Source organism: Enterococcus sp. AMC2644 (assembly GCF_058216475.1).
The window spans coordinates 1,670,185-1,695,140 of sequence record NZ_CM177095.1 but is presented as its reverse complement, the minus strand read 5'-3'; the positions used below and the strand labels follow the sequence as shown (position 1 = coordinate 1,695,140).

The 24,956-nt window shown below is 36.1% G+C and carries 27 protein-coding genes and 1 tRNA gene; 3 read left to right on the top strand and 25 right to left on the bottom strand.

What is annotated here, in order from left to right:
* Positions 1 to 105 precede the first annotated feature (105 nt).
* Entirely contained in the window at positions 106 to 435 is a 330-nt protein-coding gene (locus AC4BC5_RS08255) for a hypothetical protein (protein WP_490494965.1), read from the bottom strand.
* Between the two features lie 149 nt (positions 436 to 584).
* Between AC4BC5_RS08255 and AC4BC5_RS08250 the strand changes: the two genes are divergently transcribed.
* On the top strand, positions 585 to 1,376 hold the full coding sequence (locus AC4BC5_RS08250; protein ID WP_490494964.1) for an ABC transporter ATP-binding protein: 792 nt from the start codon (positions 585 to 587) through the stop codon (positions 1,374 to 1,376).
* 85 nt (positions 1,377 to 1,461) lie between these two features.
* Here the strand turns inward: AC4BC5_RS08250 and proC are convergent, their stop codons facing one another.
* From proC to AC4BC5_RS08165, 17 genes are all read right to left on the bottom strand, one after another.
* Positions 1,462 to 2,256 (bottom strand): pyrroline-5-carboxylate reductase, encoded by a 795-nt coding sequence (gene proC, locus AC4BC5_RS08245; RefSeq protein WP_490494963.1) that lies wholly within the window; start codon positions 2,254 to 2,256, stop codon positions 1,462 to 1,464.
* 10 nt (positions 2,257 to 2,266) lie between these two features.
* A complete protein-coding gene (locus AC4BC5_RS08240; RefSeq protein WP_490494962.1) occupies positions 2,267 to 2,545 on the bottom strand; it encodes a hypothetical protein in 279 nt (92 codons plus the stop codon).
* Positions 2,546 to 2,557: 12 nt separating this feature from the next.
* Positions 2,558 to 2,935, bottom strand: a complete 378-nt coding sequence (locus AC4BC5_RS08235) for a type II toxin-antitoxin system PemK/MazF family toxin (RefSeq protein ID WP_490494961.1) — start codon at positions 2,933 to 2,935, stop codon at positions 2,558 to 2,560.
* A gap of 20 nt (positions 2,936 to 2,955) precedes the next feature.
* Entirely contained in the window at positions 2,956 to 4,056 is a 1,101-nt protein-coding gene (alr, locus tag AC4BC5_RS08230; RefSeq protein ID WP_490494960.1) for an alanine racemase, read from the bottom strand.
* A gap of 15 nt (positions 4,057 to 4,071) precedes the next feature.
* Positions 4,072 to 4,425 carry a holo-ACP synthase gene (gene acpS / locus AC4BC5_RS08225; protein ID WP_490494959.1) on the bottom strand — a complete coding sequence of 118 codons (354 nt, stop codon included), beginning with the start codon at positions 4,423 to 4,425 and terminating at the stop codon, positions 4,072 to 4,074.
* A 182-nt stretch (positions 4,426 to 4,607) separates the two neighbouring features.
* Positions 4,608 to 6,176 carry a degradosome RNA helicase CshA gene (gene cshA / locus AC4BC5_RS08220; protein WP_490494958.1) on the bottom strand — a complete coding sequence of 523 codons (1,569 nt, stop codon included), beginning with the start codon at positions 6,174 to 6,176 and terminating at the stop codon, positions 4,608 to 4,610.
* 400 nt (positions 6,177 to 6,576) lie between these two features.
* Complete coding sequence (locus tag AC4BC5_RS08215) at positions 6,577 to 7,908, bottom strand: UDP-N-acetylmuramoyl-tripeptide--D-alanyl-D-alanine ligase (protein WP_490494957.1); 1,332 nt, start codon at positions 7,906 to 7,908, stop codon at positions 6,577 to 6,579.
* Between the two features lie 60 nt (positions 7,909 to 7,968).
* On the bottom strand, positions 7,969 to 9,042 hold the full coding sequence (locus AC4BC5_RS08210) for a D-alanine--D-alanine ligase (RefSeq protein ID WP_490494956.1): 1,074 nt from the start codon (positions 9,040 to 9,042) through the stop codon (positions 7,969 to 7,971).
* 141 nt (positions 9,043 to 9,183) lie between these two features.
* Entirely contained in the window at positions 9,184 to 9,633 is a 450-nt protein-coding gene (locus AC4BC5_RS08205; RefSeq protein ID WP_490494955.1) for a YaiI/YqxD family protein, read from the bottom strand.
* 116 nt (positions 9,634 to 9,749) lie between these two features.
* Positions 9,750 to 10,928: a MalY/PatB family protein gene (locus tag AC4BC5_RS08200; protein WP_490494954.1), complete on the bottom strand. Its 1,179-nt coding sequence runs from the start codon at positions 10,926 to 10,928 to the stop codon at positions 9,750 to 9,752.
* Positions 10,929 to 10,943: 15 nt separating this feature from the next.
* Positions 10,944 to 12,503 carry a maltose/glucose-specific PTS transporter subunit IIBC gene (gene malX, locus AC4BC5_RS08195; RefSeq protein WP_490494953.1) on the bottom strand — a complete coding sequence of 520 codons (1,560 nt, stop codon included), beginning with the start codon at positions 12,501 to 12,503 and terminating at the stop codon, positions 10,944 to 10,946.
* A 103-nt stretch (positions 12,504 to 12,606) separates the two neighbouring features.
* Entirely contained in the window at positions 12,607 to 13,377 is a 771-nt protein-coding gene (locus AC4BC5_RS08190; RefSeq protein WP_490494952.1) for a MurR/RpiR family transcriptional regulator, read from the bottom strand.
* 326 nt (positions 13,378 to 13,703) lie between these two features.
* Positions 13,704 to 14,654: a Gfo/Idh/MocA family protein gene (locus AC4BC5_RS08185; protein WP_490494951.1), complete on the bottom strand. Its 951-nt coding sequence runs from the start codon at positions 14,652 to 14,654 to the stop codon at positions 13,704 to 13,706.
* A gap of 278 nt (positions 14,655 to 14,932) precedes the next feature.
* Complete coding sequence (gene udk, locus AC4BC5_RS08180) at positions 14,933 to 15,562, bottom strand: uridine kinase (protein WP_490494950.1); 630 nt, start codon at positions 15,560 to 15,562, stop codon at positions 14,933 to 14,935.
* Positions 15,563 to 15,638: 76 nt separating this feature from the next.
* The gene (locus tag AC4BC5_RS08175) at positions 15,639 to 16,322 is read right to left on the bottom strand and encodes a YjjG family noncanonical pyrimidine nucleotidase (RefSeq protein WP_490494949.1); all 684 of its coding nucleotides are present in this window, start codon (positions 16,320 to 16,322) and stop codon (positions 15,639 to 15,641) included.
* Positions 16,323 to 16,440: 118 nt separating this feature from the next.
* Positions 16,441 to 16,821, bottom strand: a complete 381-nt coding sequence (locus AC4BC5_RS08170; protein WP_490494948.1) for a DoxX family protein — start codon at positions 16,819 to 16,821, stop codon at positions 16,441 to 16,443.
* A gap of 86 nt (positions 16,822 to 16,907) precedes the next feature.
* A complete protein-coding gene (locus AC4BC5_RS08165) occupies positions 16,908 to 17,618 on the bottom strand; it encodes a pseudouridine synthase (protein WP_490494947.1) in 711 nt (236 codons plus the stop codon).
* A gap of 304 nt (positions 17,619 to 17,922) precedes the next feature.
* On the opposite strand from AC4BC5_RS08165, the gene AC4BC5_RS08160 reads away from it, so the two are divergent.
* Positions 17,923 to 18,531 (top strand): 50S ribosomal protein L25/general stress protein Ctc, encoded by a 609-nt coding sequence (locus AC4BC5_RS08160; protein ID WP_490494946.1) that lies wholly within the window; start codon positions 17,923 to 17,925, stop codon positions 18,529 to 18,531.
* Between the two features lie 41 nt (positions 18,532 to 18,572).
* Here AC4BC5_RS08160 and AC4BC5_RS08155 read toward each other — a convergent pair whose 3' ends face one another.
* The 4 genes from AC4BC5_RS08155 to AC4BC5_RS08140 form a co-directional block, all read right to left on the bottom strand.
* Positions 18,573 to 18,911 (bottom strand): glycine cleavage system H family protein, encoded by a 339-nt coding sequence (locus AC4BC5_RS08155; protein WP_490494945.1) that lies wholly within the window; start codon positions 18,909 to 18,911, stop codon positions 18,573 to 18,575.
* A gap of 1 nt (position 18,912) precedes the next feature.
* Positions 18,913 to 19,266: an arsenate reductase family protein gene (locus AC4BC5_RS08150; protein WP_490494944.1), complete on the bottom strand. Its 354-nt coding sequence runs from the start codon at positions 19,264 to 19,266 to the stop codon at positions 18,913 to 18,915.
* A complete protein-coding gene (locus AC4BC5_RS08145) occupies positions 19,267 to 20,490 on the bottom strand; it encodes an FtsW/RodA/SpoVE family cell cycle protein (RefSeq protein ID WP_490494943.1) in 1,224 nt (407 codons plus the stop codon).
* 255 nt (positions 20,491 to 20,745) lie between these two features.
* Positions 20,746 to 20,818, bottom strand: a tRNA-Thr gene (locus AC4BC5_RS08140).
* A 126-nt stretch (positions 20,819 to 20,944) separates the two neighbouring features.
* Here AC4BC5_RS08140 and AC4BC5_RS08135 point away from each other — a divergent pair.
* Complete coding sequence (locus AC4BC5_RS08135; protein ID WP_490494942.1) at positions 20,945 to 21,181, top strand: hypothetical protein; 237 nt, start codon at positions 20,945 to 20,947, stop codon at positions 21,179 to 21,181.
* Between the two features lie 271 nt (positions 21,182 to 21,452).
* Here the strand turns inward: AC4BC5_RS08135 and upp are convergent, their stop codons facing one another.
* From upp to AC4BC5_RS08120, 3 genes are all read right to left on the bottom strand, one after another.
* The gene (gene upp, locus AC4BC5_RS08130) at positions 21,453 to 22,082 is read right to left on the bottom strand and encodes a uracil phosphoribosyltransferase (protein WP_490494941.1); all 630 of its coding nucleotides are present in this window, start codon (positions 22,080 to 22,082) and stop codon (positions 21,453 to 21,455) included.
* 308 nt (positions 22,083 to 22,390) lie between these two features.
* Positions 22,391 to 23,632 (bottom strand): serine hydroxymethyltransferase, encoded by a 1,242-nt coding sequence (gene glyA, locus AC4BC5_RS08125; RefSeq protein WP_490494940.1) that lies wholly within the window; start codon positions 23,630 to 23,632, stop codon positions 22,391 to 22,393.
* 180 nt (positions 23,633 to 23,812) lie between these two features.
* Complete coding sequence (locus tag AC4BC5_RS08120) at positions 23,813 to 24,835, bottom strand: L-threonylcarbamoyladenylate synthase (RefSeq protein ID WP_490494939.1); 1,023 nt, start codon at positions 24,833 to 24,835, stop codon at positions 23,813 to 23,815.
* Between the last annotated feature and the right edge of the window lie 121 nt (positions 24,836 to 24,956).

Sequence of the window (24,956 nt, the reverse complement as noted above, 5' to 3'; positions counted from 1 at the left end):
TTGGATAATTTATCACGATTTCAAGCTTCTTGCCATTTAATTGCTTCTCTTTCTTTATTTTTTTAGACATTTATCGTTTTATGTCCAAAAACAAAAGAAAAATATTTAATTTCGCCCTTGTTCTTGCACTTTTTTTGCTTGTAAAAATGAATCTAACAAATTTACAAAAGTCTGATCTAAGAAACTCTCATCGTCTGCTCTTGTTAGGTTCTTTACTGGGGTTTCTTCATTATCAAAATAGGAAATGGGAACAAATAATTCATTTTGAACCGTAACAGTAATCTTGGGATGATACGTAAAGTCACCACATGCTCCTGCAATTAAACGTGCTAATTCATAATGCGTATCGTCTAACTTACGGAAACGATAATAATGATTTTCCCAAAATATTTTTTCATCACTACATAATTCAACAGTTTTTCGCCAATTCGCCATTACATTCGCCACCTTCTTGTTTTTTTTATTCTACCAAAAATAACAAAAAAGTGAAGGATTAATCATGTCATTAATTTTTTTGAAAATCCAAAACACTGTTGGTAAAACCCAGCATAGACTGGTATGATAAAAGAAAAGGAGGCGCTCATATGGCAATTTTAACATTTGAAGATGTTTCATTTATCAGACAGCAACAACCACTGTTACATACGATTAATTGGCAAATTAACGAGGGGGAAAATTGGGCTATCTTAGGGTTAAATGGGGCTGGAAAGACCTTATTACTCCAGTTAATAACGGGTAGTTTATGGCCTTCTACAGGAAAACTAACCGTCTTAGATCAAGTATTTGGACAATCCTCGATTCCAGAACTTTCAAAACGGATTGGTTGGGTTAGCACAGCGTTACAATATCGTTTGAATGTCAATGATACGGCTGAACGTATTGTTTTATCGGGAAAATTTGCTAGTATCGGTATTTACCAAGCATTTACTGAAGAAGATTTAAATAAGGCCAAGAATTTTCTCGTTTCTTTAGATGCTGAAAGTTTAATTGGTAAAAACTATCATTTTCTTTCTCAAGGTGAACGTCAAATTGTCCTAATTGCACGAGCATTAATGGCAGAACCAGAACTATTAATTTTAGATGAACCTTGTAACGGACTGGATTTGTTTGCTCGAGAAGAATTACTAATCAAAATCGACCATTTAATTCGCCAACCTGACGCACCAAGTCTATTATTTGTGACGCACCATACGGAAGAAATTTTACCAATCATTAGTCATGTTATGATGTTAAAAAAAGGTGAAATCTTTGCAAAGGGTCCACGTCCAGAAGTTTTGACACCTGAATTATTACCAAAATTTTATGATAAACCAGTAACTACCTATCAATTGACCGAACAACGTCAAATGATTTTACCTGTGAATCATTTAAATTAGAGATAAACATAGCTGGCAGAAGGCCAAACTTAAACACATTTAAACAAAAAAGTGCGACGTTATTACGCCCCACTTTTTTGTTTTTTTATTCTTGGTTTTTGCGAATAGCTGCTTGTACAGCATTCATTACTGCTGAGCGAAAACCATCTTTTTCTAATGATGAGACTGCTGCAATGGTTGTGCCTCCTGGTGAACAAACGGCATCTTTTAATTCAGCTGGATGTTTGCCTGTCTCTAAAACCATTTTTGCAGCACCTAAAACTGCTTGTGCGGCAAATTCATAGGCATCTTGACGATTCATCCCTTCTGCAACTGCACCATCTGCTAACGCTTCAATAAATAGATAAACATAAGCTGGTGACGAACCGCTTACGCCAATGACTGCATCAATTTGACTTTCAGGTAAAATTTTAGCACGTCCAAAGCTCTCAAAAATTTGAATAAGCCTTTGCGAATCTTCTTCTGTAAAATACTGATTTACGGAAATAGAAGACATACCTGCCCCCACGGCTACCGGTGTATTGGGCATAGCACGAGCAATTTTATACGCACCTAAACCAGCTTCAATTTCTTCTAAAGAAACACCTGATGCAACAGAGACCACTACATGTTTATCTGTCACATATTCACTAATTTTCGGTAAGATACTAATCAATACTTTGGGTTGCACAGCTAAAACAATGACTTCAGCTGATATAAATAACTCTTTTTCATCCAAAAGTGGCTGAATATGATATTCTGTTTCTACCTTTTTTAAGGTTGGTTCATACCGATGATTATAAACATAAATTTCTTCTGGTTGATACGTTCCTGACTCAATCAAACCATGAATCATAGCTTGTGCCATATGCCCCGCACCATAAAAACCAATTGTACTCATTTTTTCACTCCTATTTAAAAGACTCTACGCGTCCGTTTATTACTTCTAAATACCCTCGCATAGGAACTTGAACGTTCACATAGATATTCGCTGTCATCTCTAAAGTTAGTTCTTCCTCACCTTGTTGAAAGATACCAAAATAGTTGCCAGAGGGTTCTTCATATTTTTTTATCAATAAGTAATATCCTGATTTTTCAACAGGCTGACGAAACAAAAATGATTGTCGCAAATGTTGAAAACTAAACCAGACTAACAAAATCAGGGTTAGACTAATGACAATATATCCCATTTATTCACCAACTTATTTTTTATGTACTAAGCTCTTCTCGTCTACTGTAATATTTAAGCCGACACTAATTTTCAAAGCAATATCAACCGAGCGCATCACATCATTTTGTAAACGGCAGACTTTTTCTTTTAGTCGTGACTTATCAATTGTGCGAATTTGTTCCATTAAAATAACAGAATCTCTACCTAAACCAGTCCCAACTGCTGTAATACCAATATGTGTTGGTAACTTTGGTTTTGCCATTTTTGCAGTAATTGCTGCAATAATGACGGTGGGGCTAAAGTGATTACCTAAATCATTTTGAATCACCAATACTGGACGTAATCCACCTTGCTCAGATCCAATCACAGGGGATAAATCTGCAAAGTAAATTTCACCACGTTTGACCATAGACACCCTCCTTTCTTAGCTTAGTTATATTCTCGTGGTATTCTTTCTGAAAATGTACAAATAACTTCATAATGGATCGTATCTAAATAATCGGCTACTTCCTGCAAAGTAATTTTTTTGCCGTTATCTTCGCCAATTAAAGTTACACGCGTACCTGCTGCTACCGAATTTGGCAAACGAATCATCAATTGATCCATACATACACGACCTACAATTTCACAGAACTGTCCTTCTACTAATACGTGAAACCCTTGCATTTTACGCAAATATCCGTCGGCATAACCTATTGGAACTGTTCCAATCCATTCCGTTTCACTTGTTTCATAAGTCTTTCCATACCCAATCCCTTCACCTTTTGCAACTTTTTTAACTTGGACCAATTTAGAGACTAAAGAGAGCGCAGGTTGCAATTGATAACTTTCGGTCATTGCTGTTCCCGAAGGATTTAATCCGTACATTGCAATCCCCAAGCGAACCATATTGCCTAAATCCTCATGCCATAAAGAGGTAGCACTATTACTGATATGCACATAGCGTGGTAAGTGTGGCAAATGATTCACTATTTCTTTGAAGCGTTGATTTTGTTTTTGCCAATAGGTATCCTCTTCTTGATCTGCTGTTGAAAAATGAGTAAAAATGCCTTCCCAGGTCATTGTAGGTGTTTTCTCAATAAACAAAGCGGCCTCTTTGATTGCTTCTGCAGTTAGAAAGCCAATACGTCCCATACCTGTATCAACTGCAATATGTAGTTTTAATGGTGTCGTTGTTTGTACTTCACTTGCAGCTTGTAACCACTCATACGTTGCTACAGGTACTGCAATGTCATATGTGATAGCTAAAGGAACTACCGAAATATCTATAATTCCCAAGCAAAGAATTGGTGCATCAATCCCGTTTTCTCGTAGTTCAATTGCTTCGTCAATCGTTGCCACACAAAGACCTGTCACACCAACTTCTAGCGCAGCTTTTGAAACAGCTACGGCTCCATGCCCATATCCGTTTGCTTTAACCGCTACAAAAACATCTTTTCCTTGATTATGTATAAGTTCATTTTTAATATTTTGTTTGATTGCTTGTAAATCAACAACTATTTTGGTTGGGCGATGATAAGAGATTGTCATCGAAAATCCTTCTTTCTACTTCTCTAAAATAATTTGTGCAAATGCGAGTTCCTCAGTATGTGTAATACTGACAAAAACATTCCCTTCCTTAAAAGGTGATTTTGTCATAACCGGTGCACCGAAATCATTAGTTAAAATTTCTAAATCTTGAAATGTTACTTTACCAATTCCTGTTCCCCAGGCTTTTGAAAATGCTTCTTTACAAGCATAACGACCACCTAAAAATTCTATTTGACGTTTGAGAGGTAGCTTATCAAATAGCATTTGCTCATTGGGTGTTAATATTCGTGAGATAAATTTTGGTTTCTCTTGAATAAGTTTTTTAATACGTGCTAAATCTACAGCATCGATTCCAATTCCTTGAATCATAGGTTCCTACTCTTTCCTTTTAAGTTAGCTTTATTCTACCAAACTTTAAAAGAAATACCACTGAATTTTTCTTCACAAAGAAAAAAAACACCTGAAAAAATTTCTTTTTTCAGGTGCAAATTGGTGTTTTTTAAAGGCTTATTCCTTCGTCTTTAACCATTTATTAAATCATTAATTTTTTCTTAATCTTGGTTGTTACGGATTACAAAGCTACGTTTTTTTTCGCTTGGACGACGACTTGGTTTACGAGAGCCTCCGTCTTTGTTGTAACTACCTTTGTTATTACGACGACCTTCTTTGTCATCACGGTTACGATCGCGATCGCCACGACTTCTATTACGGTCATCACGTCCACGTCCACCTTCACGACGTCCGCCACGATTGTTATTGTTACGACGTCCACCGCCACCTTTGAACGATTTTTTCCCTTGTGGTAATGGGCGTTCAGGTGTAATTTTTACTGGAACCAAATCAGAAGGATCTTTTGCTAACGTTTTTAACAACAATGCAGCTAAATCTTGTGCTGAGTATTGTTCTAATAATTGGTCTGCGCCTTGTAGATATTTTTCTAATCCATTCGCATCCATTTTTTCTTCAACAGTTTCCATAGCCGCACCGATTTGACCTTTGAAAGCTTCTTTTTCAGTTGGTGGGCGTAAAGTTGACATACGTTTTTTCGTTAAGTTTTCAATGACATGTAGGTAGCTCATTTCGTTTGGTGTTACGAAAGTTACAGACATACCACCTTTACCCGCACGCCCTGTACGACCGATACGGTGAACATAGCTTTCTGGGTCTTGAGGAATATCATAGTTGTATACATGCGTTACGCCTGAAATATCTAAACCACGTGCAGCAACGTCTGTCGCAACTAAAATATCTAGATTTCCAGATTTAAAGGCACGTAAAACACTCATACGTTTTTGTTGAGAAAGGTCGCCATGAATCCCTTCTGCTTTGTACCCGCGTGCTTCTAACCCACGAGCTAATTCATCAACACGACGTTTCGTACGACCAAAAACGATAGTTAGTTCGGGTTTTTGAACATCCAATAAACGTGTCATAATATCAAATTTTTCGAAGTCTTTTGCACGTACGTAATATTGGTCAATCAAATCAGCAGTCATTTCTTTTGTTTTGATTTTTACATGTTCTGGCTCTTTCATGAATTTTACGCCAATGTTTTTGATTGCTGGTGGCATTGTTGCAGAGAATAATAAAGTTTGGCGTTCTGCAGGGACTTGGGCAATAATTGTTTCGATATCTTCTAAAAAGCCCATATTTAACATTTCATCTGCTTCGTCTAATACTAAAGTTTCAACAGTCGCTAATTTTAATGTGTGACGGTTGATATGATCCAACATACGTCCAGGTGTTCCTACAACGATATGTGGACGATCTTTTAGTTGACGGATTTGACGACCGATATCTGCACCACCGTAAACAGCTTGTACACGGATTTTTTTGTCTTTACCTAAACGGTATAATTCTTCTTGTGTTTGGATAGCCAATTCACGAGTTGGCGCAATTACTAAACCTTGTAATTGTTGTTTTGCTGGGTCAATTTTTTCTAACATTGGTAAACCAAATGCAGCAGTTTTACCTGTACCTGTTTGGGCTTGCCCAATCACGTCTTTACCTGTCAATGCTAGTGGAATTGTTGCTTCTTGGATTGGTGTTGCTTCTTCAAAGCCGGCACGCTCAATCGAAGACAATAATTCTGATGATAGTTCTAATTCTTTAAATTTCAAATGGATCCTCCTAAGTGTGATCGTAGATGAATATTTTCATCTCGTCGTTTTTAACTAGATACAACTTTCTGCATCTGTTGATAGTTTGAAGCGTTCGTTTTTTCCATGATTATCCAAACATGGTCCCTAACATATTTGTCTAATCATTTCTCACCGAAAAACCACTTCTTGAAGGCATTAGAAAAGGCTAGAACAAACGATTCTTTGCTGTTGTCTAGCCTCATTTTGAATTTATAATGATAGGATCATTTCTTTTTTATCTAAACCGCAACCGGCTTAGGTTATCAGTTATTCCAATTTTTTCTTCATCTTTCGGCACTTTACTAGTCTAACATAGGTTGAAAGTTTCAGCAAGTTTCCACACTTGCTTACAAACAATTTATTCTTCTAATCTTTTTCTTTATAAGTTGGCAACGACCTCTGCTAAGCCCATGCCATTGCTACCTTTCAAGACAATACTGTCTGTTGGTAATAAATCGGCTTTAATTTGCTCTATTAAGGCTTCTTTTTGATTAGGTTCAAAATAATACACTTTGCTGCTTACAGCATCACGTAAAGCAGCCATCTCTTCCCCATATAAATAAACAATATCATACTTATTTCTAATATGTTCTGCCATTTGACGGTGCATTGCTTTTGAATCAGGACCTAATTCAAGCATATCCGCTAGTACAGCTAAACGACGACCAGGTAATGTCAATTGTCCAAAGCTATCTAATACTAAGCCCATGGCTGTTGGATTGGCATTATACACATCGCTCAAAATATCTGCACCATTGGAAGCTTTTAGCCATTCTGTCCGGTTTTTTGTTAGTTTAAATTCAGCTAATCCTTTAGCAATTTGCTCAGTTGTCAAACCAAAATATCGACCAAATCCATAAGCAATCAATGCGTTTTTGACATTGTAGCCACCTAAAACCGGAATACGATAGTCACTTCCATCTATCATGAATGTTGTTTGTTCCTTCGTTTCAAGTAAGATTTCTCCATGAATTGTTCCTTCGTTTAAACCAAATGTCGCTATTTGTTGTGTCACCCCTGCTAATAATGGTTGTAATAAGGGCTCATCTTCTGGAATAATTAATAAACCATCTGCTTTCAATCCATCAATAATTTCCATTTTAGCAGCTGCAATACCCGCACGTGAACCTAAATGTTCGATATGAGCTTCACCAATTAAAGTGATAGCTGCTGCATCGGGTTTGGCTAATTTTGATAAAAAGGAAATTTCACCTGCGTGATCCATTCCCATTTCTAAAATTAAAATTTCAGTATCATTAGGCATATGCAAGATTGTATACGGCATTCCCAAGTCATTATTGTAATTACCTTGCGTTTTATAAGTACGGAATCGTTGCGCTAAAACCGCTTCAGTCATATCTTTAGTCGTTGTTTTTCCGTTACTTCCAGTAATTGCTGCAATTTTAGGTGCCACTTCTTGTTGGTAATAAACAGCTATTTGTTGAAAAGCTTGGGTTGTATCGGTTACAGGTAACACTGCTATCTCTTTTGGCGCTTCTGAGAGGTCTTTACTCCATAAAGTTGCTACGGCTCCTTTGGCGATTGCTTGTTCAACAAATTCATGTCCATCACGAACCCCAGCTAACGGAACAAACAAGCTACCTTTTTGAATTAATCGACTATCAAATTCCACGCTAGTTACTATTGCTTCTGGATTTCCAACAATCGAAGTTTGCAACGCATCTGCGAGTTCTTTTATTGTTAACTTCATGTTTTTCTCCTTCATATAAAAACAAGGCACGTCGAGTTTGCTCGATGATGCCTTGTCATTTTATTTCATCTCTGTTAAAAAGCTTTGGCGTTGCTCATATCGTTTCAACCCTAATTGAATTAATTCTTCAATTAAGTCGCCATACTGCAAGCCGGTTTCGCTCCACAATGATGGATACATACTAAATTGAGTAAAACCAGGCATTGTATTTAATTCATTTAAGAATAACTCGTTTTTATTCGTCAAGAAGAAATCGCAACGGCTTAAACCACTACCACCTAGCATAGTGTAAGCAAGTTTTGCATATTCTTGTGCTTTTTCTTGAACTTCATCAGGAACTTGTGCAGGAATTTGCATCACAATGTTGTTGTCAATATATTTTGAATTGTAGTCATAAAAAGCTACGTCTTTAACAATTTCCCCTGCCATCGTTGTACGGACATCTTCATTTCCTAAAATGGCTACTTCAATTTCACGTGCTTCAATTCCTTGTTCAATTACTGCACGATTATCAAATTTGTACGCTTCTTCTAACGCATTTTGTAATTCAACACGATTTTCTGCTTTTGAAATCCCAACACTTGATCCCATATTAGCCGGTTTAACAAACATCGGGTAACGTAATGAACCTTCACATTGTTCAAAAATTTGTTTGGGATTTTCTTTCCATTGGTTCTTCAATACTGGTACATAGGGAACCTGTGGAATTCCTGCTGAATGTAAGATATATTTCGTCATAATCTTATCCATTCCGCAGGCACTTGTTAATACTCCAGCACCCACATAAGGCATACGAATTGTTTCCAAGAAGCCTTGAATAGTACCGTCTTCTCCGTTTGGTCCATGTAATAAAGGAAAGACAATTGCCTCTTCTTCTTTAATGTCCCCTGGTTGAATGACCGTTCCTGTAAATTCGCCTGTTTCACCTGTTGCTGACCAAGTTAGATGCAACGCTTCTGCCGAGGCAGGCTTGTCTGTTAATAACGGCCCTTTCACCCATTGGCCATCTTTTGAAATAAAGACGAGTTGCACTTGATAATAGTTGTAGTAAACAGCATTAAGCACAGAAAAAGCTGATAAAATAGATACATCATGCTCTGCACTTTGTCCACCGTACAGTAAAATAATTTTCAACGTTTTTCCTCCTGTATTTAGAGTCACATTTCACGTATGATTCTCACATATTTTAGCACAAAATAAAACTTTGTCACATCATAAACTGTTATTTTGTGCGTCTTCTGACGGAATTTTTTGATGTATTTTCAATTGAAGGAACTACTTAAAATAATTTCGGATCGTTTGTTCCATTATTTGATAAAAATGTTGACGATCATTTTTAGTAAATGCTTTGGGTCCCTTCGTTCGTTTTCCCGCTTTACGCATTTGAGTACCTACATAACGTTGCGCCAATAGTTGATCAATCGTTTCTGGCAAGTATTCTTTTCCCGAATGATGAAAGACTCGAACTTTTTTTGGTAAAACTAACGATGCCAAGCCATAATCTTGAGTAACCAAAAGATCATCTGACTGAATTTCTTTCACAATTTGAAAGTCTGCACGATCTGCACCTTTATCAACGTAAATAAACTGAACAAAATTAGGATACTCTTTAGTTGTATAATGATCCACACTTGTAACAATTAACACCGGTAAATCAAATTTCGCTCCAAGCTGAATCATTTCTTCTTTAACAGGTGAACCATCACCATCAATTACTAAACGCATTTTCCCACCTACTTTATCTTTATTATAGAAGGTTTTATAGAAAAAAACCACCAGACTTTGAACTGCCCCCAACTGTTAGATATAAATCTAATAATCAGAGACAGTTCAACTTTTTTCTAGTGGTTTGTTTTAAGATACTGAATACTTTTTTCTAGTCGTTCTAATCCAGCGTACACTTTTTCTTTAGGACAGCCAATATTTAAACGTAAAAATGATTGACCATTTCCACCATAGACACTCCCATCCATAATCGCTATTTTTCCAATATCAATTAGTGCTCTTTGTAATTCAGCCATCTCTACGCCTAAACGACTGACATCTAGCCACATTAAATAGGTTGCTTCAGCGGAAACTATTTTAATTTCAGGTAATTTTTGTTGTATAAATGCCGTGACCATCGCAATACTTTCATCTAAATAATCATTTAATCCATCTACCCAATCGTCACAATTATTGTATGCTGTCATCGTGGCTAACATTCCTAGTGTACTGGCAGAAGAAAGCCCGTCTTGGTTCTTCAAAGCAAGCTGAAATTGTGTACGTAATTGTTCATCTGGCACAATAGCATATGAAAAAACTAAACCTGGAAAATTAAAGGTTTTAGACCCTGAACTAACCAACGCTATTTTTTTGTTAGAAAAATTAATAATTGGCTGGTGCTTCACCGCTTTACGCAAAACATCCATATGAATCTCATCTGAAATCAAAAAAACATTATACTGTTCACACAAGGCAATAATTTTTGTAAGTTCTTGTGTTGACCACACACGCCCTGTTGGATTATGGGGTGAGCATAATAATAAAACTGTATTTTGCGCTTGTGCCAATTTCTCTTCTAAATCTTGGAAATTTATCGTATAACGATTCTCTTGATAACACAATGGATTTTCAATAACCTGCCGCTGATTGCCTTCAATCACTTTAAAAAAAGCATCGTAAGCAGGCGTTTGAATAATCACACCTTCATTTTCCTTGGAAACAAGTTGAATTAGTTTGGAAACCGAATAAATAACCGTTGGACTATACATTAACCAGTCTTCTTTAAGCTGCGTATCAAAGCGGTTTTGATACCATTGACAAACACTACTTTTAAAGGACGAATGGTTCCAACGAGTATACCCAAAAACTGGATGCTTCAAACGCTGCATAAGCACTTCTAGCACCTCTTGAGGCAAGGCAAAATCAGTATCAGAAATCGTAAATGGTAAAAGATCTGCAACACCAAATCGATCTTGAACAAAATCCCATTGTGTACAAAAAGTTCCTTTACGATCAATGATCTTATCAAAATTCAAGTTTATTCCTCCCTGTTAAAGCAATGCATCTAACGCATTACGCACCGTAGTGACTTTGGTACCAATAATCACTTGGACGTTTTTGTCATCTAAATGAACAATTCCTAATGCCCCAAGTTCTTTTAACCGAGCATCATTCACTAATGTGCCGTCTTTTAATACCAAACGTAATCGTGTAATACAATTGTCTAAAGACTCTATATTTTCAGCGCCACCCAAAGCTGCTAAAATGCCAGTTGCATCAAAACTGCCTTTTTTACTATAATTTACTTCCTCGTTAGAGTATTCCGTTTCATCAACGGTTTCTTCACGACCAGGAGTTGCTAGATTTTTTCTGACAATTACAAACTTAAAGACAAAATAATAAATTGCAAACCATAATGCACCTACTAGTAATACTAGCCACCACTTCGTATAGCTTCCTTGCATAACACCAAAAATCAAGAAATCAAGCACGCCACCATCCGTATTGCCAATAGTTACTCCTAATAAACTCATCACCATAAAGCCTAGACCTGTCATAATCACATGGAAAATCCATAAAAATGGACTAACAAATAAAAATAAAAATTCAATCGGTTCAGTAATCCCTGTAACAAAAGTTGCAATGACGCCTGAAATTAACAGCCCTTTAATTTTAGCCTGATTTTGAGGTTTCGCAGTGTGATACATTGCTAGTGCAGCAGCGGGTAGACCAAACATAAAGGTTGGCATTTTTCCTTGCGAAAGAAAAGCTGTCGCATTGGGACTGATAGGTAAATTATTTTGTAATTCAGCATAAAAAATGTTTAACGCCCCAAACACTTCATTTCCATTAATAATTGCTGAACCGCCTGCTTCAGTAAAACGAATCATCGATACCAAAATATGATGCAGTCCAAATGGTAACAATAGACGTTCTCCTGAACCAAATAAAAATGGACCAAATGCGCCTGCTTTTTGTATAGCTAAACCAATTGTTGTGATAACGAGTGCAAAAACTGGCCAAATCACAGGAATTAAAATACCGATAATAGGCATTACTAGTGAAGTGATGATTGGAACAAAACGGACGCCTGAAAAGAAGGCAAAACTATCGGATAGTTGAATCGTATAAAACCGTTTATGCAACTGATAAACAATCAGCCCGGCAATAATCCCACCAAGAACTCCCATTTCGATTGTTTGAATCCCAAAAACCATTCCTTGACCAGCTTCACGTAGATTTTCAGCGTCAGCCAAACGATCGGTTTCTTGTAAATAAAAGTTAATGGATAGATTCATAACAACATAGCCAACAAAACCGGAAAAAGCGGCGACGCCTTTTTCCTTACGTGCAAGACCTAATGGAATCGCCATCGCAAATAAAACAGGTAAATAACTGAAGGCAAAACCTCCGACAGTCGACATTAAGCGAAAAATAATTTGTAAGAAATGATTGCCTAAAAAAGGAAACGCATCAATCGTCGTTTGACTTGAAAATGAACTGCCGACTCCTAATAAAATCCCCATAAATGCTAATAATGCGACAGGCAACATAAATGTTTTCCCCAAGCCCTGGAAAAATTCCCAAGCACTACCTTTTTGCTTTTTCATAAAGTAAATCCCCCTTATTTTTTGTTACTCTTATTTTTAGGTAATTTGCTTATAATAACAAGCGCTTTCAAAAAAATGAATGAAGATACAGACTTTTGTATCTTCATTCGTGAGATATTTTATCCGCAAGCTGAATGAGCAGAATATCTAAAATAGCCGATAAAGAGACTCTTGAGCTTAAATCAACATCTTCAAAATAAATCATGTCTACTGATGCTTGTAATGTATAAGTAGCTAGGGTCTCTAAACGACTGTTTTCCGTACCAACTATTGCTAAAATCGGTACATCATTTTGTTGTAAATTCAAAGCATATTCAATAATATGGATTGTTTCCCCACTGTTACTAACAATAATAGCTAAATCATCACAACTTAAACTTTTTGAAATGGCTTGTTGTTCATCCCAATCAATTCTGGCATTTGCTTTTTTTCCTAGAAAAGTTAATTTTCGTGCGGCTTCAATACAATTGGGCAAGCTCCCTCCTACGCCGAAAATCTCAATCATTTGAGCTCGATGCAATACCTCAACAATTTCTTTGACTGGCGCTTGTTGTAACAAATGAAGTGTCTGCGATAATTGCAATTGGATGGATTGTGACAAACTTACGATACTGGGATTCGTTTGTTCGCGCTCTCCACGTTCAGTTTGACTATATTGAGCAATAGCGTATTTTAATTCTTGGAAACCTTTAAATCCCAAATGTTTAGCGGTACGTGAAATAGTTGCTGTCGATAAAAAAAGTTTCGCTGCTAAATCATCAATTGTCACTTGTTGAATTTCCGTTGGATTACGCAAAATATAATCAAAAACTTGCTTTTCTAATTCGCTTAATAATGGGCGTTTTTTCTGTAATTTATTAATAAGAGATTGCATTACCTGCTCCTTTTTCCACTCAGTATAACATGAAGAGAAAGATAAAATAGGGCTTACTTCCACAAGGATTTCCTTTCCATATCCAGGTAATCACCGAGGTAATTCCCATCTATTTTATCTGTTAACTTTCGATTTTTCCCATTCTATTTCTAATGGTAATTCAAATTCAAAAACACAACATATTGCTTGTACTTATAGCCGTACACGCTACCAAATCACAAGTACACAGATGGCTCTAACTCGCTCCATGCAAGTTGCCAGCTATTTCTAAATTTCAATTAGTTTCAGTTTATCTTTGTAAGATAACCTCACTGACTTCCAAATAATTAACTTTCCCATTGCTGATACAATTGTTCAAATAATTCCACTGTTTGTAGCGTCAATTCTTTTGTGACGACTGGACTTTCTAATAATCCTTTTTGAAGACAGTCATTCACATGATTGACTTCAAAAACAAACTCACTTTGATACGGTCGCTCAAATTTTTCTGTTTTCCCTTCATGGATTAACGTGGCTTCGTTTGCTTTCCAGAAATTAGGAATCGTTATTTCACCTTTTGTGCCATAAAACGTTAATTGGCTAGGTAGATCCAGCTGGGTTGTAATAAAAATGTTTCCTTGTACCTTATTTTCAAATAGTACACTGACATCACATTGCGTATCACTTTCATGAGGATTTCGTACAGCTGTTCCCGCCGCTTCAGCAATTGTTCCGTCTATTACATGCAACATATATTGTAGGGGATAGCTACCAGAACCATATAATGCGCCACCGCCTGCTTCCGCTGAATAAAACCAGTCAATATGATACACCGTCGGATAGGCAGTCGTTGAACGCATATAACGGACATCACCAATTGCACCTTCATCAATTTTTTCTTTAACAATTTGCGTGATTGGTAAAAATAATGCTTTTTGTGCTTCCATAATAAACAATTGGCGCTCACGTGCCAAATCAAATAATTCTTCTGCTTTATCCCAATTAAGTGTAAATGGTTTTTCCAATAAAACATGTTTATTTGCTAGCAATGCTTCTTTAGCCGTTTCATAATGACCTTTGTTGTAAACGGCAATATAAACAATATCAATAGTCGCATCTTGTAGTAACTCTTGATAACTACCATAAGCAGTAGGTATTGCAAGTTTTTCTGCCATTTCTTGGGCACGTTCATAATTGCGCGCTGCAATCGCCACAACTTCCCCCTCTGCACTTTCTTTTACACCTGCTACAAAACGTGGCACGATTTGTGCAGCACTGATAATACCATAACGGATCATGAGACTTCTCCTCCTTTGTCACATTTGATTGTACTATACTTTTTTTACTTTGAAAAAGCGCGAATACACAAAAAAGGCAACAACAAACAAATTGTTTGTTGTTGCCTTTTTTACAGTACTATTGCTAGTAGATAATTCCTTCTCCACAAAAGTCTTATCCGACACCCTACAATCCGGTAGGTGAGTTTCCTCGTTGTGCCTCTGTTTGAGGACTAGCCTAAGCTAGTCGTCTCGACTCATCGCATAAAATACATTCTATCACAGCAATATGAATTTGGCTAGTGTTTATCTAAAATTGAGCCAACTTTCGTATTGATTAAATCAATTGCCACATGATTTTCGCCGCCTTCAGGTACAATAACATCGGCATAGCGTTTAGTTGGTTCGATAAACTGATTATACATGGGTTTTACGACAGATAAATACTGTTCAATAATTGAATCCAACGTACGTCCACGCTCTTCCATATCACGTTTGATGCGACGGATAATGCGAATATCATCATCTGTATCAACATAAATTTTAATGTCCATTAAATCGCGTAATCGTTCATCTTCTAAAATTAAAATACCTTCTAAAATGATGACTTCTTTTGGCTCTTGAATAACCGTTTCATCGCTACGAGTATGTTTTACATAATCATAAACAGGTTTCTCAATTGTTTCGTAGTTTAATAATTTTGATAAATGCTCAATCAACAAATCTGTATCAAAAGCTAATGGATGGTCATAGTTGGTTTTTAAACGATCCTCAAATACCAAGTGGCTTTGGTCTTTATAATATGAGTCGTGCTCCAACATCATGATTGAATGCTCAGGAAAATGATTTAAAATCGCTCGACTGACACTTGTCTTACCACTTCCAGATCCCCCAGTAACGCCAATAATTATTGGTTTATGTTTCGTCATCAAATTTACCTCTTTCATTTTCAATTCTCTTTAAATTATAACGAAAATAGGCAAAATTACTATCAAAATTCACTGATTAAGCTAAAATTCCATAAATTTCTTGCAAACTTTGAATTTGGAAAGTTGGTTTAATCCTTGGCTCCTCCATATCTTTGATAGGATTTAACCAAACGGTATCAATTCCAGCATTTTTTCCGCCCTGAATATCAGAGGTTAATGAATCGCCAATAATAATCGTCTCTGCTCTTTTTAACTCTGGAATACGTGAAAATGCGTAGTCAAAAAATTCTCGTTTTGGCTTTTGATAACCTGCTGTTTCTGATATGAAGATATCTTTAAAATAAGGTAGTAACTTTGAATCGGTTAAACGTTGATACTGCGTTGTAGCAACACCGTTTGTAACCACATATAACTCCGCTTTTTCTGACAAATCCTGTACAATCTCTAAACTATTTCCTAAACGCTTGTGTCCTTGATTTAAATACTGACGATAACGTTTTTCCATCGCTAGGCTGTCTACTTTTTTTCCCAATTGTTCGAACAATATTCCAAAACGACCATTTACCACCTCTGCTGAAGTCATGTTGCCTTTTTCGTACTCTTTCCAGCGTTGTTGATTTAACACCTTATACGTTTGCTCAATTTCTGGAGTCAATTCAATTTTTACTTCTTGAAATAAAGATTGCAATGCTTGGTTTTCTGCATCTTTAAAATCTAATAACGTATCATCGACATCGAATAATAATGTTTTGTATCGCATAGTACCGCTCCTTTTATTCTCACTTTGTTAAATAGTGTAACTCATCTTTACATTTGAAGCCATTAGTAAACCTATTAAAAAGACCAGAACTACGTGCCGTAATCCTGGTCTTTTACAATTATTTGACGGGAATCAATTGCACAATTTTTTTATCAAAATGGATAATTCCCATGCCTAAACTGATAACTGCCAATAACAGCTCCAACTCATAACCATTTACAAAGCCACTTTGCGCTTTTAATAAATACATCGCGCTTAACAGTACGACAATGAATCCTAAAGAAACTAGTGGAACTAAAATACCAACAATCATAAAAATACCGCCAACTACTTCTACCAAAGCAGTCAAAATAGCAACAAAACCTGGTACACCTAAGCTTTCAAAAAACTGTTGCGTACCTGCTAAATCTGAAAATTTCGCAACACCATGTAATAACATAGTGATACCTAAAATCACTCGAATAATAACGACACCAATTACTAATTTATTTTTTAACATAACATCCTCCTTGACTTACTATAAGTTAGTGTTTCACTATTAAACCATATTTTACAGAGTCAAGTAAATAATTATGCTTATATTTTTTATCTAAAATAAGATTTTAATAACATCAAATCAGCTTGATTTAGCTCGCGATAGGCCCCTACTGATAAATCGCCTAGCTCGATTGGCCCCATTGCTACACGTTTTAAATAGATGACTTTTTTACCTGTTGCTAAAAACATTTTTTTTACTTGATGAAACTTACCTTCTCGAATAGTTAAACGCACACGGCTTTCTTTTGAGGTTGCTGAAAGAATGTCTAATTTCGCTGGTTGACAAATTTCACCACCGATAAATGTAATTCCTTGTGCAAACAGCAAAACATCTTGGTCTGTCACTTCTGCATTAATTGTTGCTTCATATACTTTATCGACTTTCTTCTTAGGCTGAATTAAATCATAATTCAACTGGCCATTACTCGTCAGTAAAATCAACCCTTCTGTGTCACGATCTAGTCGACCTACTGCCACTAAATCGGTACGATAATCCTTTGGCTGTAAACAGTCAAAAACAGTTGGTAACTCATCTTTATTAGCAGTGACCACACCTTGAGGTTTATTTAACAAATAATAGCTATCATTGGTATAAAGACGTTGACCATCAATTTCAATCTGATGAATTTGGCTATCAACATTTTTGTTCTCTTGGTAAATTACCTGCCCATCTACTTGAACTTTTCCCATTAAAAAAAGACGTTTCATCTGTTTTCGTGAGGTCTTCAACTGTGCTTCAATTAATTTATCTAATCGCATATTATCCCTTTCTTTCTGAACTATTATAGCCTTATTTCTTTAAGATTGTCATAATAAAAAAATCGAAATCTTTGACTTCTATTAAAATTACACGTATGGTTAAAGGGTAAAGTAAATAAAAGTTCTCACTACACACAGCGTTACAACCTGGTGGAGAAAGATCTGATCAACCTTTCTAGGCAGCTGTGAATAACAACTGTCTTTTTGCGTGTTCTCAATCACGTGCCACTTAAATGTGCATGAGTAACAAAAATTTGCTTAAAAACTACTGTAAAAAAACAGGAAATTTAGGAGGAATTGAGTTATGTCAGTATCATTGAAAGTAAGTAAGAGAGAAGTTCGCCCCCGTTCTATTCGAAACAAATTACGTCACGAAGGAAAAATTCCGGCGATTGTAAATGGGTACAAAGTAGAAAGTACACCTATTTCCATTGATGCCAAAGAATTTGACCGTATTTTACGTACACATGGATTAAATACTGTTATTACTTTGACTATTGATGGCAAAAATGTAAATACATTAATCCAAGATTATTCGTCAGATACATTTACAGGTCAATTAACACATGTCGCTTTCCTATCTGTTGATATGAAAGAAGAAACTGAAGTTGAAGCAGAAGTTGTCTTAGTTGGTGAATCTGCTGGTGTCAAAGCTGGTGGTGTTCTAACACAAAACCTATACAACGTAACTGTTTCTGCTACACCTGACAAATTACCAGAAAATATTGAAGTTGATATTGCGTCATTAGAAATCGGTCAATCTATCACTGTTGCCGATATTCCCGCATCTGATGAATATACGATTGTTACAAATGCTGATGAACAAATCGCAGCAGTTAATGAAGCACAAATCGTTGAAGACGAAGAACCTGGTGAAGCTGCTGAACCAGAAGTCATTGGTGAAGAAGAATAAAATAGAAATCCCTGTAAAGTGTACACTTTACAGGGATTTTTTTATAATGCGTCAAACTCTGCTACATCGACATCTTTTAAACTAATAATCCAAGCATTTAATTCGTCCTCAGCATTTAAGATATCTACATCTTCATCAATTTTTTCATTAATGGAAGACACTACACCTGATAAGGGACTTACATATTCATTCACAGCTTTTTCGGCTTCAAGTTCAATCAATGTATCTCCTTGCACAAACGTTTGTCCGACTTTAGGAACTGAGGCAAAAGTTATTTTTCCTAAATCATCTTGTGCTTCTTTTGTTAACCCTACAACATACTCCACACCATTGAATAATATCCATAAGTTATCTTTTTTCTTTAAGCATGCTTTTTTCATTCTAAAGGACTCCCTCGTATTCATTTTCCTTAAACCCATTCAATAAAAATTCACCATCTTTTACTAGAATAGGTCGTTTAATCAACATTCCATCAGATGCTAAAACCTGACTTGCTTCTTCTAGTGTAAAACTATCAATCTGATCTTTCAAGCCCAATTCACGATACTTCATACCACTAGTATTAAAAAACCGGCGTATCGGCATATCACTTGTTTCCATCCATGCTTGCAATAATTTAGGCTCAGGTGTTTGGGTAATCATGTCTACAGTCTCTACTTGCTGTCCATGTGCTTCCAACCATTTTTTTGCATCTCTGCAAGTACTACATTTAGGATACCAATATAATGTAAACATCTAGTTTTTGCTCCTTCTATTCCTTCTTGTTAAATGCTCGGGTGTTTGTTCAACTGAATGATACCGCATGGATAAAATCAAGCCAATTCCAATCATATTACTTAATAATGCTGAACCACCTTGACTAATAAATGGCAACGGAATCCCCGTTAGTGGCAACAAACCAATATTCGCTCCAATATTCTCAAACACATGGAACAAAATCATCATAATAATTCCCGTTGCGATATAGGTATAAAATTCATTGTTCGTATCGAAACAAACACGAATCATCCGATAAATTAAAATGAAATATAACAAAATAACGAAAGTACTACCTACAAAACCAAAATTTTCACCGATTACTGAAAAAATCATATCCGACTCACGAACTGGCACATAGACATCACTGACATTAAACCCTTTACCAAACATTCCTCCTGAACCAATCGCCATAATTGCTTTAGCTACCTGACCAGAGCTTCCTTGAATATCATGAAAAGGATCTAACCAGGCATCAATTCGTTTAAATTGGTATTCAGAAAATAACCCAATATTTTCTAAAAAGGCTCGACCACCATCTGTAAGCACTAAAAAAATCGTGCCTGCACCAATAACTACAAACGTTACAATGACTGGAACAACAATTTTCCAAGAAATTCCAGACATTAAAAAGATGCCTCCAAAAATAGCTAAAAAGACTAACATTGTTCCAAAATCTTCTTGTAATAAAACTAATATAATAACTGGCAAGGTAACGGCTAACATTTTACCAATCAATAACCTATCTGTCTGTAGCGTTCGCTCACGATAGCTACCATTATGCTTAGTGACCACTAAGGCCAACATCATAATCATCGCAATTTTCATCAATTCTGCAGGTTGAACCGTAAATGCTCCAAAGCTAAACCAGTTCCGTGAACCGGTCAGTGCTGCAATATCTGGATCATAAAAACGAACCAATAGAACCATTACTACAAGTCCTAAACCATAAATGTAAGGTGTTAGCAACCATAACATTTTAGAGTTAATTCGCATGATAATCGCTACTGCAACCACTCCAAAAACATACCAAACACCTTGTTTTAGAACCCCTTTGATGGGATCAGCAGATTCTGCTAAATTATGGCTGTGAACTAAAGCAACATATAAAGATGCCAATCCTACTAAGCATAAAAGAAAAACGGGTAAGATTACCCCATAATCAATTTGGTTATCATTTCTAAACACATTCTTTTTTTCCATCGGCTCTCTCTTTCCCTAAAAATACTCTTTTCATTATAGATTGAATTATTTAGAATTGAAAGTCTTCCGTAGAGACATTCAAAAAAATTTTAGAAATCTTCATTTTATGGCAGAATTTCACTCATTTAATCGCTTCATCCTACTGTTTTTTTCCGGTGTTCATCTCCTAGTTTTGATTCTTTTTGTTGTTACTCCAATAAAAAATAAAAACGCTGAGAAAAACCCAGGTGGCTTTTTCTCAGCGTTTATCAATAATGCCAGCTGCAGGGATCGAACCTGTGACCTACGCGTTACGAGTGCGTTGCTCTACCAACTGAGCTAAGCTGGCGGAAATACAAAAATATTATAGATAAAAATTTTCTTTTTGTAAAGTGTAACTGCCTTACAATCCTATTGTCTGAAAATTTCCAAAAAGTGTGTTACAATTTAATACAGAAAGGGAGGTTTTTTAAATATGTCAACATTTGGTAAATTTGAAACAACTGTCGTCCCATCAGAAATCGGTGAGATGTTTACTGTCGATACTCCGGTAGTTTTCAAGATTCATGATCAATTAGAAACAGGTACTGTCACTAAACAGCTAAAAAATTCAGCCGTTGTAGAAATTAATGAAACCGCTGATAACCAACAGCTTATGTCAAAAAGTAACGGTGTTATCATTGTTAACTATAAACACATGAAAAAAATATAACAAAAAACAATTGGAATATTTTGATTAGCACCCCGTCAAGTAGACATGGAATATAATAAAATTTTTAGAGAACTGTTTGCCATTTTTTGCAAAGAGTTCTTTCTTTTTTCTCTGATTAACTTTGGCTGTCTTTACCAGCCAGCTCTCTAGTAGCGTGACTCATTTTCCTGGTGTACGTTAGCTTCCTTTTTGACATACAAAAGCCTCCTATACAGGACTTTTCTATTGCAGTGTCCGATATAGGAGGAGAGCCTCATAGCTCAATCATTTGTTATTTTGTACCGAATAAACGGTCACCTGCATCACCTAAGCCTGGAACAATATAACCATGATCGTTTAAATGATCATCTAATGCAGCAGTATAAATATCAACATCTGGATGCGCTTCTTGTAAAGCTTTAACCCCTTCTGGAGCAGCAACTAAACAAACAAATTTAATATTTGAAGCACCCCTTTTTTTCAATGAATCAATGGCCATAATTGCTGAACCACCTGTTGCTAGCATCGGATCAACTACTAGTAATTGACGGCTATCAATATCTTCTGGTAATTTTACAAAATATTCATGTGGTTCTAACGTTTCTTCATCACGGTATAAACCAACGTGTCCTACTTTTGCAGCTGGAATCAATTGTAAGATACCATCAACCATGCCTAAACCAGCGCGTAAAATTGGAATAATGGCTACTTTTTTACCTGCTAACGTTTTTTGAGTTGTTTTAGTAATTGGTGTTTCAATAACAACATCTTCGACTGGCATGTCACGTGAAATTTCATATGCCATTAACATTGCAATTTCATCAACAACCTCACGAAATACTTTTGTTCCGCAATTCTTATCACGAATAATTGATACTTTATGTTGGATCAACGGATGATCGATTACTTGAAATTTGCCCATTGTCAGTTCTCCTTTAGAGTTTTCTTTTATTGTAATTCAAATCAAAATTTCGCACAACATATCTTGTACCATTTCACGCTGTTTTTTTAGAATATACACATTTTATTATTCTTTGGGAAAAAGTCGTTATCTTGTCAATTTAGTGCTAAAGATAAATTCATGACATTGATCACCAGCCAAAAATTAAGTTAAATTCTGTCAGAAAAACAGAATCATACTACTACAATAACTAAGCTTTTACCCTCTTTTCCCTCAGTTTTAATAGGACAAAAAAAGGAATTCTCTAATTAACGAGAATTCCTTCTTTATTATTTAGCGTATAGAGGATGTGCATCTGTTAATGCACGAACTTCTTCTTTCACTTGTGCATGTACAGCTTCATCGTCTTTATTTTCTAATACTTTTACGATTAATTTGGCAATTGCTGCTGAACCTTCCTCATCAAAACCACGACTTGTGATTGCAGGCGTACCTACACGAACACCACTTGTTTTGAAAGGACTTAATGTTTCAAATGGAATAGAGTTTTTATTGACAGTAATATTTACAGTATCTAATAATTTCTCAGCATCTTTTCCTGTCATATCGAAACCAGTAACATCAATTAATAATAAATGGTTATCCGTTGAACCAGAAATTAAACGTGCTTTGTCTGAATTATTGAAGACCTCTGCCATCGCTTTTGCATTTTTGATTACTTGGCTTGCATAATCTTTAAAACTTGGATCTAAAGCTTCTTTAAACGAAATAGCTTTACCTGCAATCACATGCTCTAATGGTCCTCCTTGGATACCAGGAAAGACATTACTGTTAATTTTTTTCGCTAAATCTTCGTCATTTGTTAAGACTAGACCACCACGAGGGCCACGTAATGTTTTATGAGTAGTAGTTGTTGTAATATCTGCATAAGGCACTGGATTTGGATGTAAGCCTGCTGCTACTAAACCAGCAATATGCGCCATATCAACCATTAATTTAGCGCCAACTTCATCAGCGATTTCTTTGAATTTAGAAAAGTCAATTGTTCGAGAATATGCACTGGCTCCAGCAACAATTAATTTTGGTTGATGCTCTTTTGCTAATTCAAGAACAAGATCATAATCGATTAATTCGGTTTCTTTATCAACACCATAGCTTACAAAATTATAGGTTTTACCACTGAAGTTAACGGGTGATCCATGTGTTAAATGTCCGCCCGCAGACAAATCCATTCCTAAGACAGTATCGCCTGCTTCAATTAAAGCTAAATAAGCGGCTGTATTCGCTTGAGAACCTGAATGTGGTTGAACATTTGCAAATTTAGCACCAAAGATTTCTTTTGCGCGATCGATGGCTAAACTTTCAATTACATCAACAAATTCACAACCACCGTAATAACGACGACCAGGATAACCTTCCGCATATTTATTTGTTAAAATACTACCTTGTGCGGCCATAACACCCTCAGAAACGATATTTTCAGAAGCAATTAATTCTAAATTATTTTGTTGACGCTCTGCCTCTTTTTCAATAGCTACCCATAAATCTTTATCAAACTCTTTATAATCCATTCTACACATAACACCCCTTTACTAAGATGTTAGCATTGTAACATAATCACGCATATAAATCTCCAAAAAAATCTAAAAAGGCGATTCATTTTCGCTATTTTAAACAAAAAACGGTTTATAGACGAACAATAAAAAGAAATACACCTTTTATCGTTAGAAAAAGACGTATTTCTCAATTATTTATTCAAAATATTGCTGCGCAGCTGCTTTTTTTAGACGATTCATATACGCTACTCCTAAACCTTTTTCAGGAAAAGTCGCAACATAAATCACATCTAACTTTGGTTCAGATTCGTCTAATGCTCGTAGACCTGCAAATAAACCTCTTGTTGCAGCTTCAATACTATCATCAGCAAATGCAAAGATAGTCGTATTCTCGCATACCACTTGCTGAGCAATCGTTGGTCCAGCCATGACACCAACATTCAGCTGTTGATGTTGAGCTGTCAACACAACTTTTGACCAGTCATTTTCACGAACCATCACTACCTTAGTATCTGGTGAATAATGTTTATATTTCATGCCTGGTGATTTTGGTGCTTCTGATTCTGTAATCAAATGTTTATCCACAGCAATTTCGACACCTAAGTCACGTTCTAACTGCTCCTTCGTAATTGCTCCTGGACGCAAAATCATCGGTGGTTGGCTAGAGTCGCTAATGTCCAAAACAGTTGACTCGACACCAATCGATGTGGAACCATCTTCCAAAATCCCTTCAATTTTTCCTTTTAAATCATGATACACATGGTCGCTGCTAGTTGGACTCGGTTTCCCCGAGGTATTGGCACTTGGTCCCACTAAAGGAAGTCCTGATGCTTTTAGCAAGGCTAAGGTCTTTTCATTATTCGGCATTCGAAAAGAAACCGTTGGTAAACCTGCTGAAACAACTGCTGGAAAAGCATCTTGTTTCGTTTGACACACTAATGTTAGAGGGCCTGGCCAATAGTTAGCTACTAGTTGCTCGGCTAAAGGATGAATGTTTTCTACGTAGGTTTTCACTTGATCAAAACCTGTAACATGCACAATCAAGGGATTATCAGTTGGTCTACCTTTTACTGAAAAAACCCGTTTTACTGCATCTTCTGATAAGGCATTCGCACCTAGGCCATACACTGTTTCTGTTGGAAATGCCACTAAACCATCTGCTTTTAAAATAGTAACTGCCGTATTAAGTTCTTTTTCGCTCAATCGTTTGGTTTCCAAAGTTATCCACACCCTTCCGCTTGTTTTTCATTGAGTTATCAACAATTCTATATAGTTATACACATTCTGTGGAAAACTTTTTTCTGTTAATGATGCGTTTTCCCTTCCTACTCATTTATCT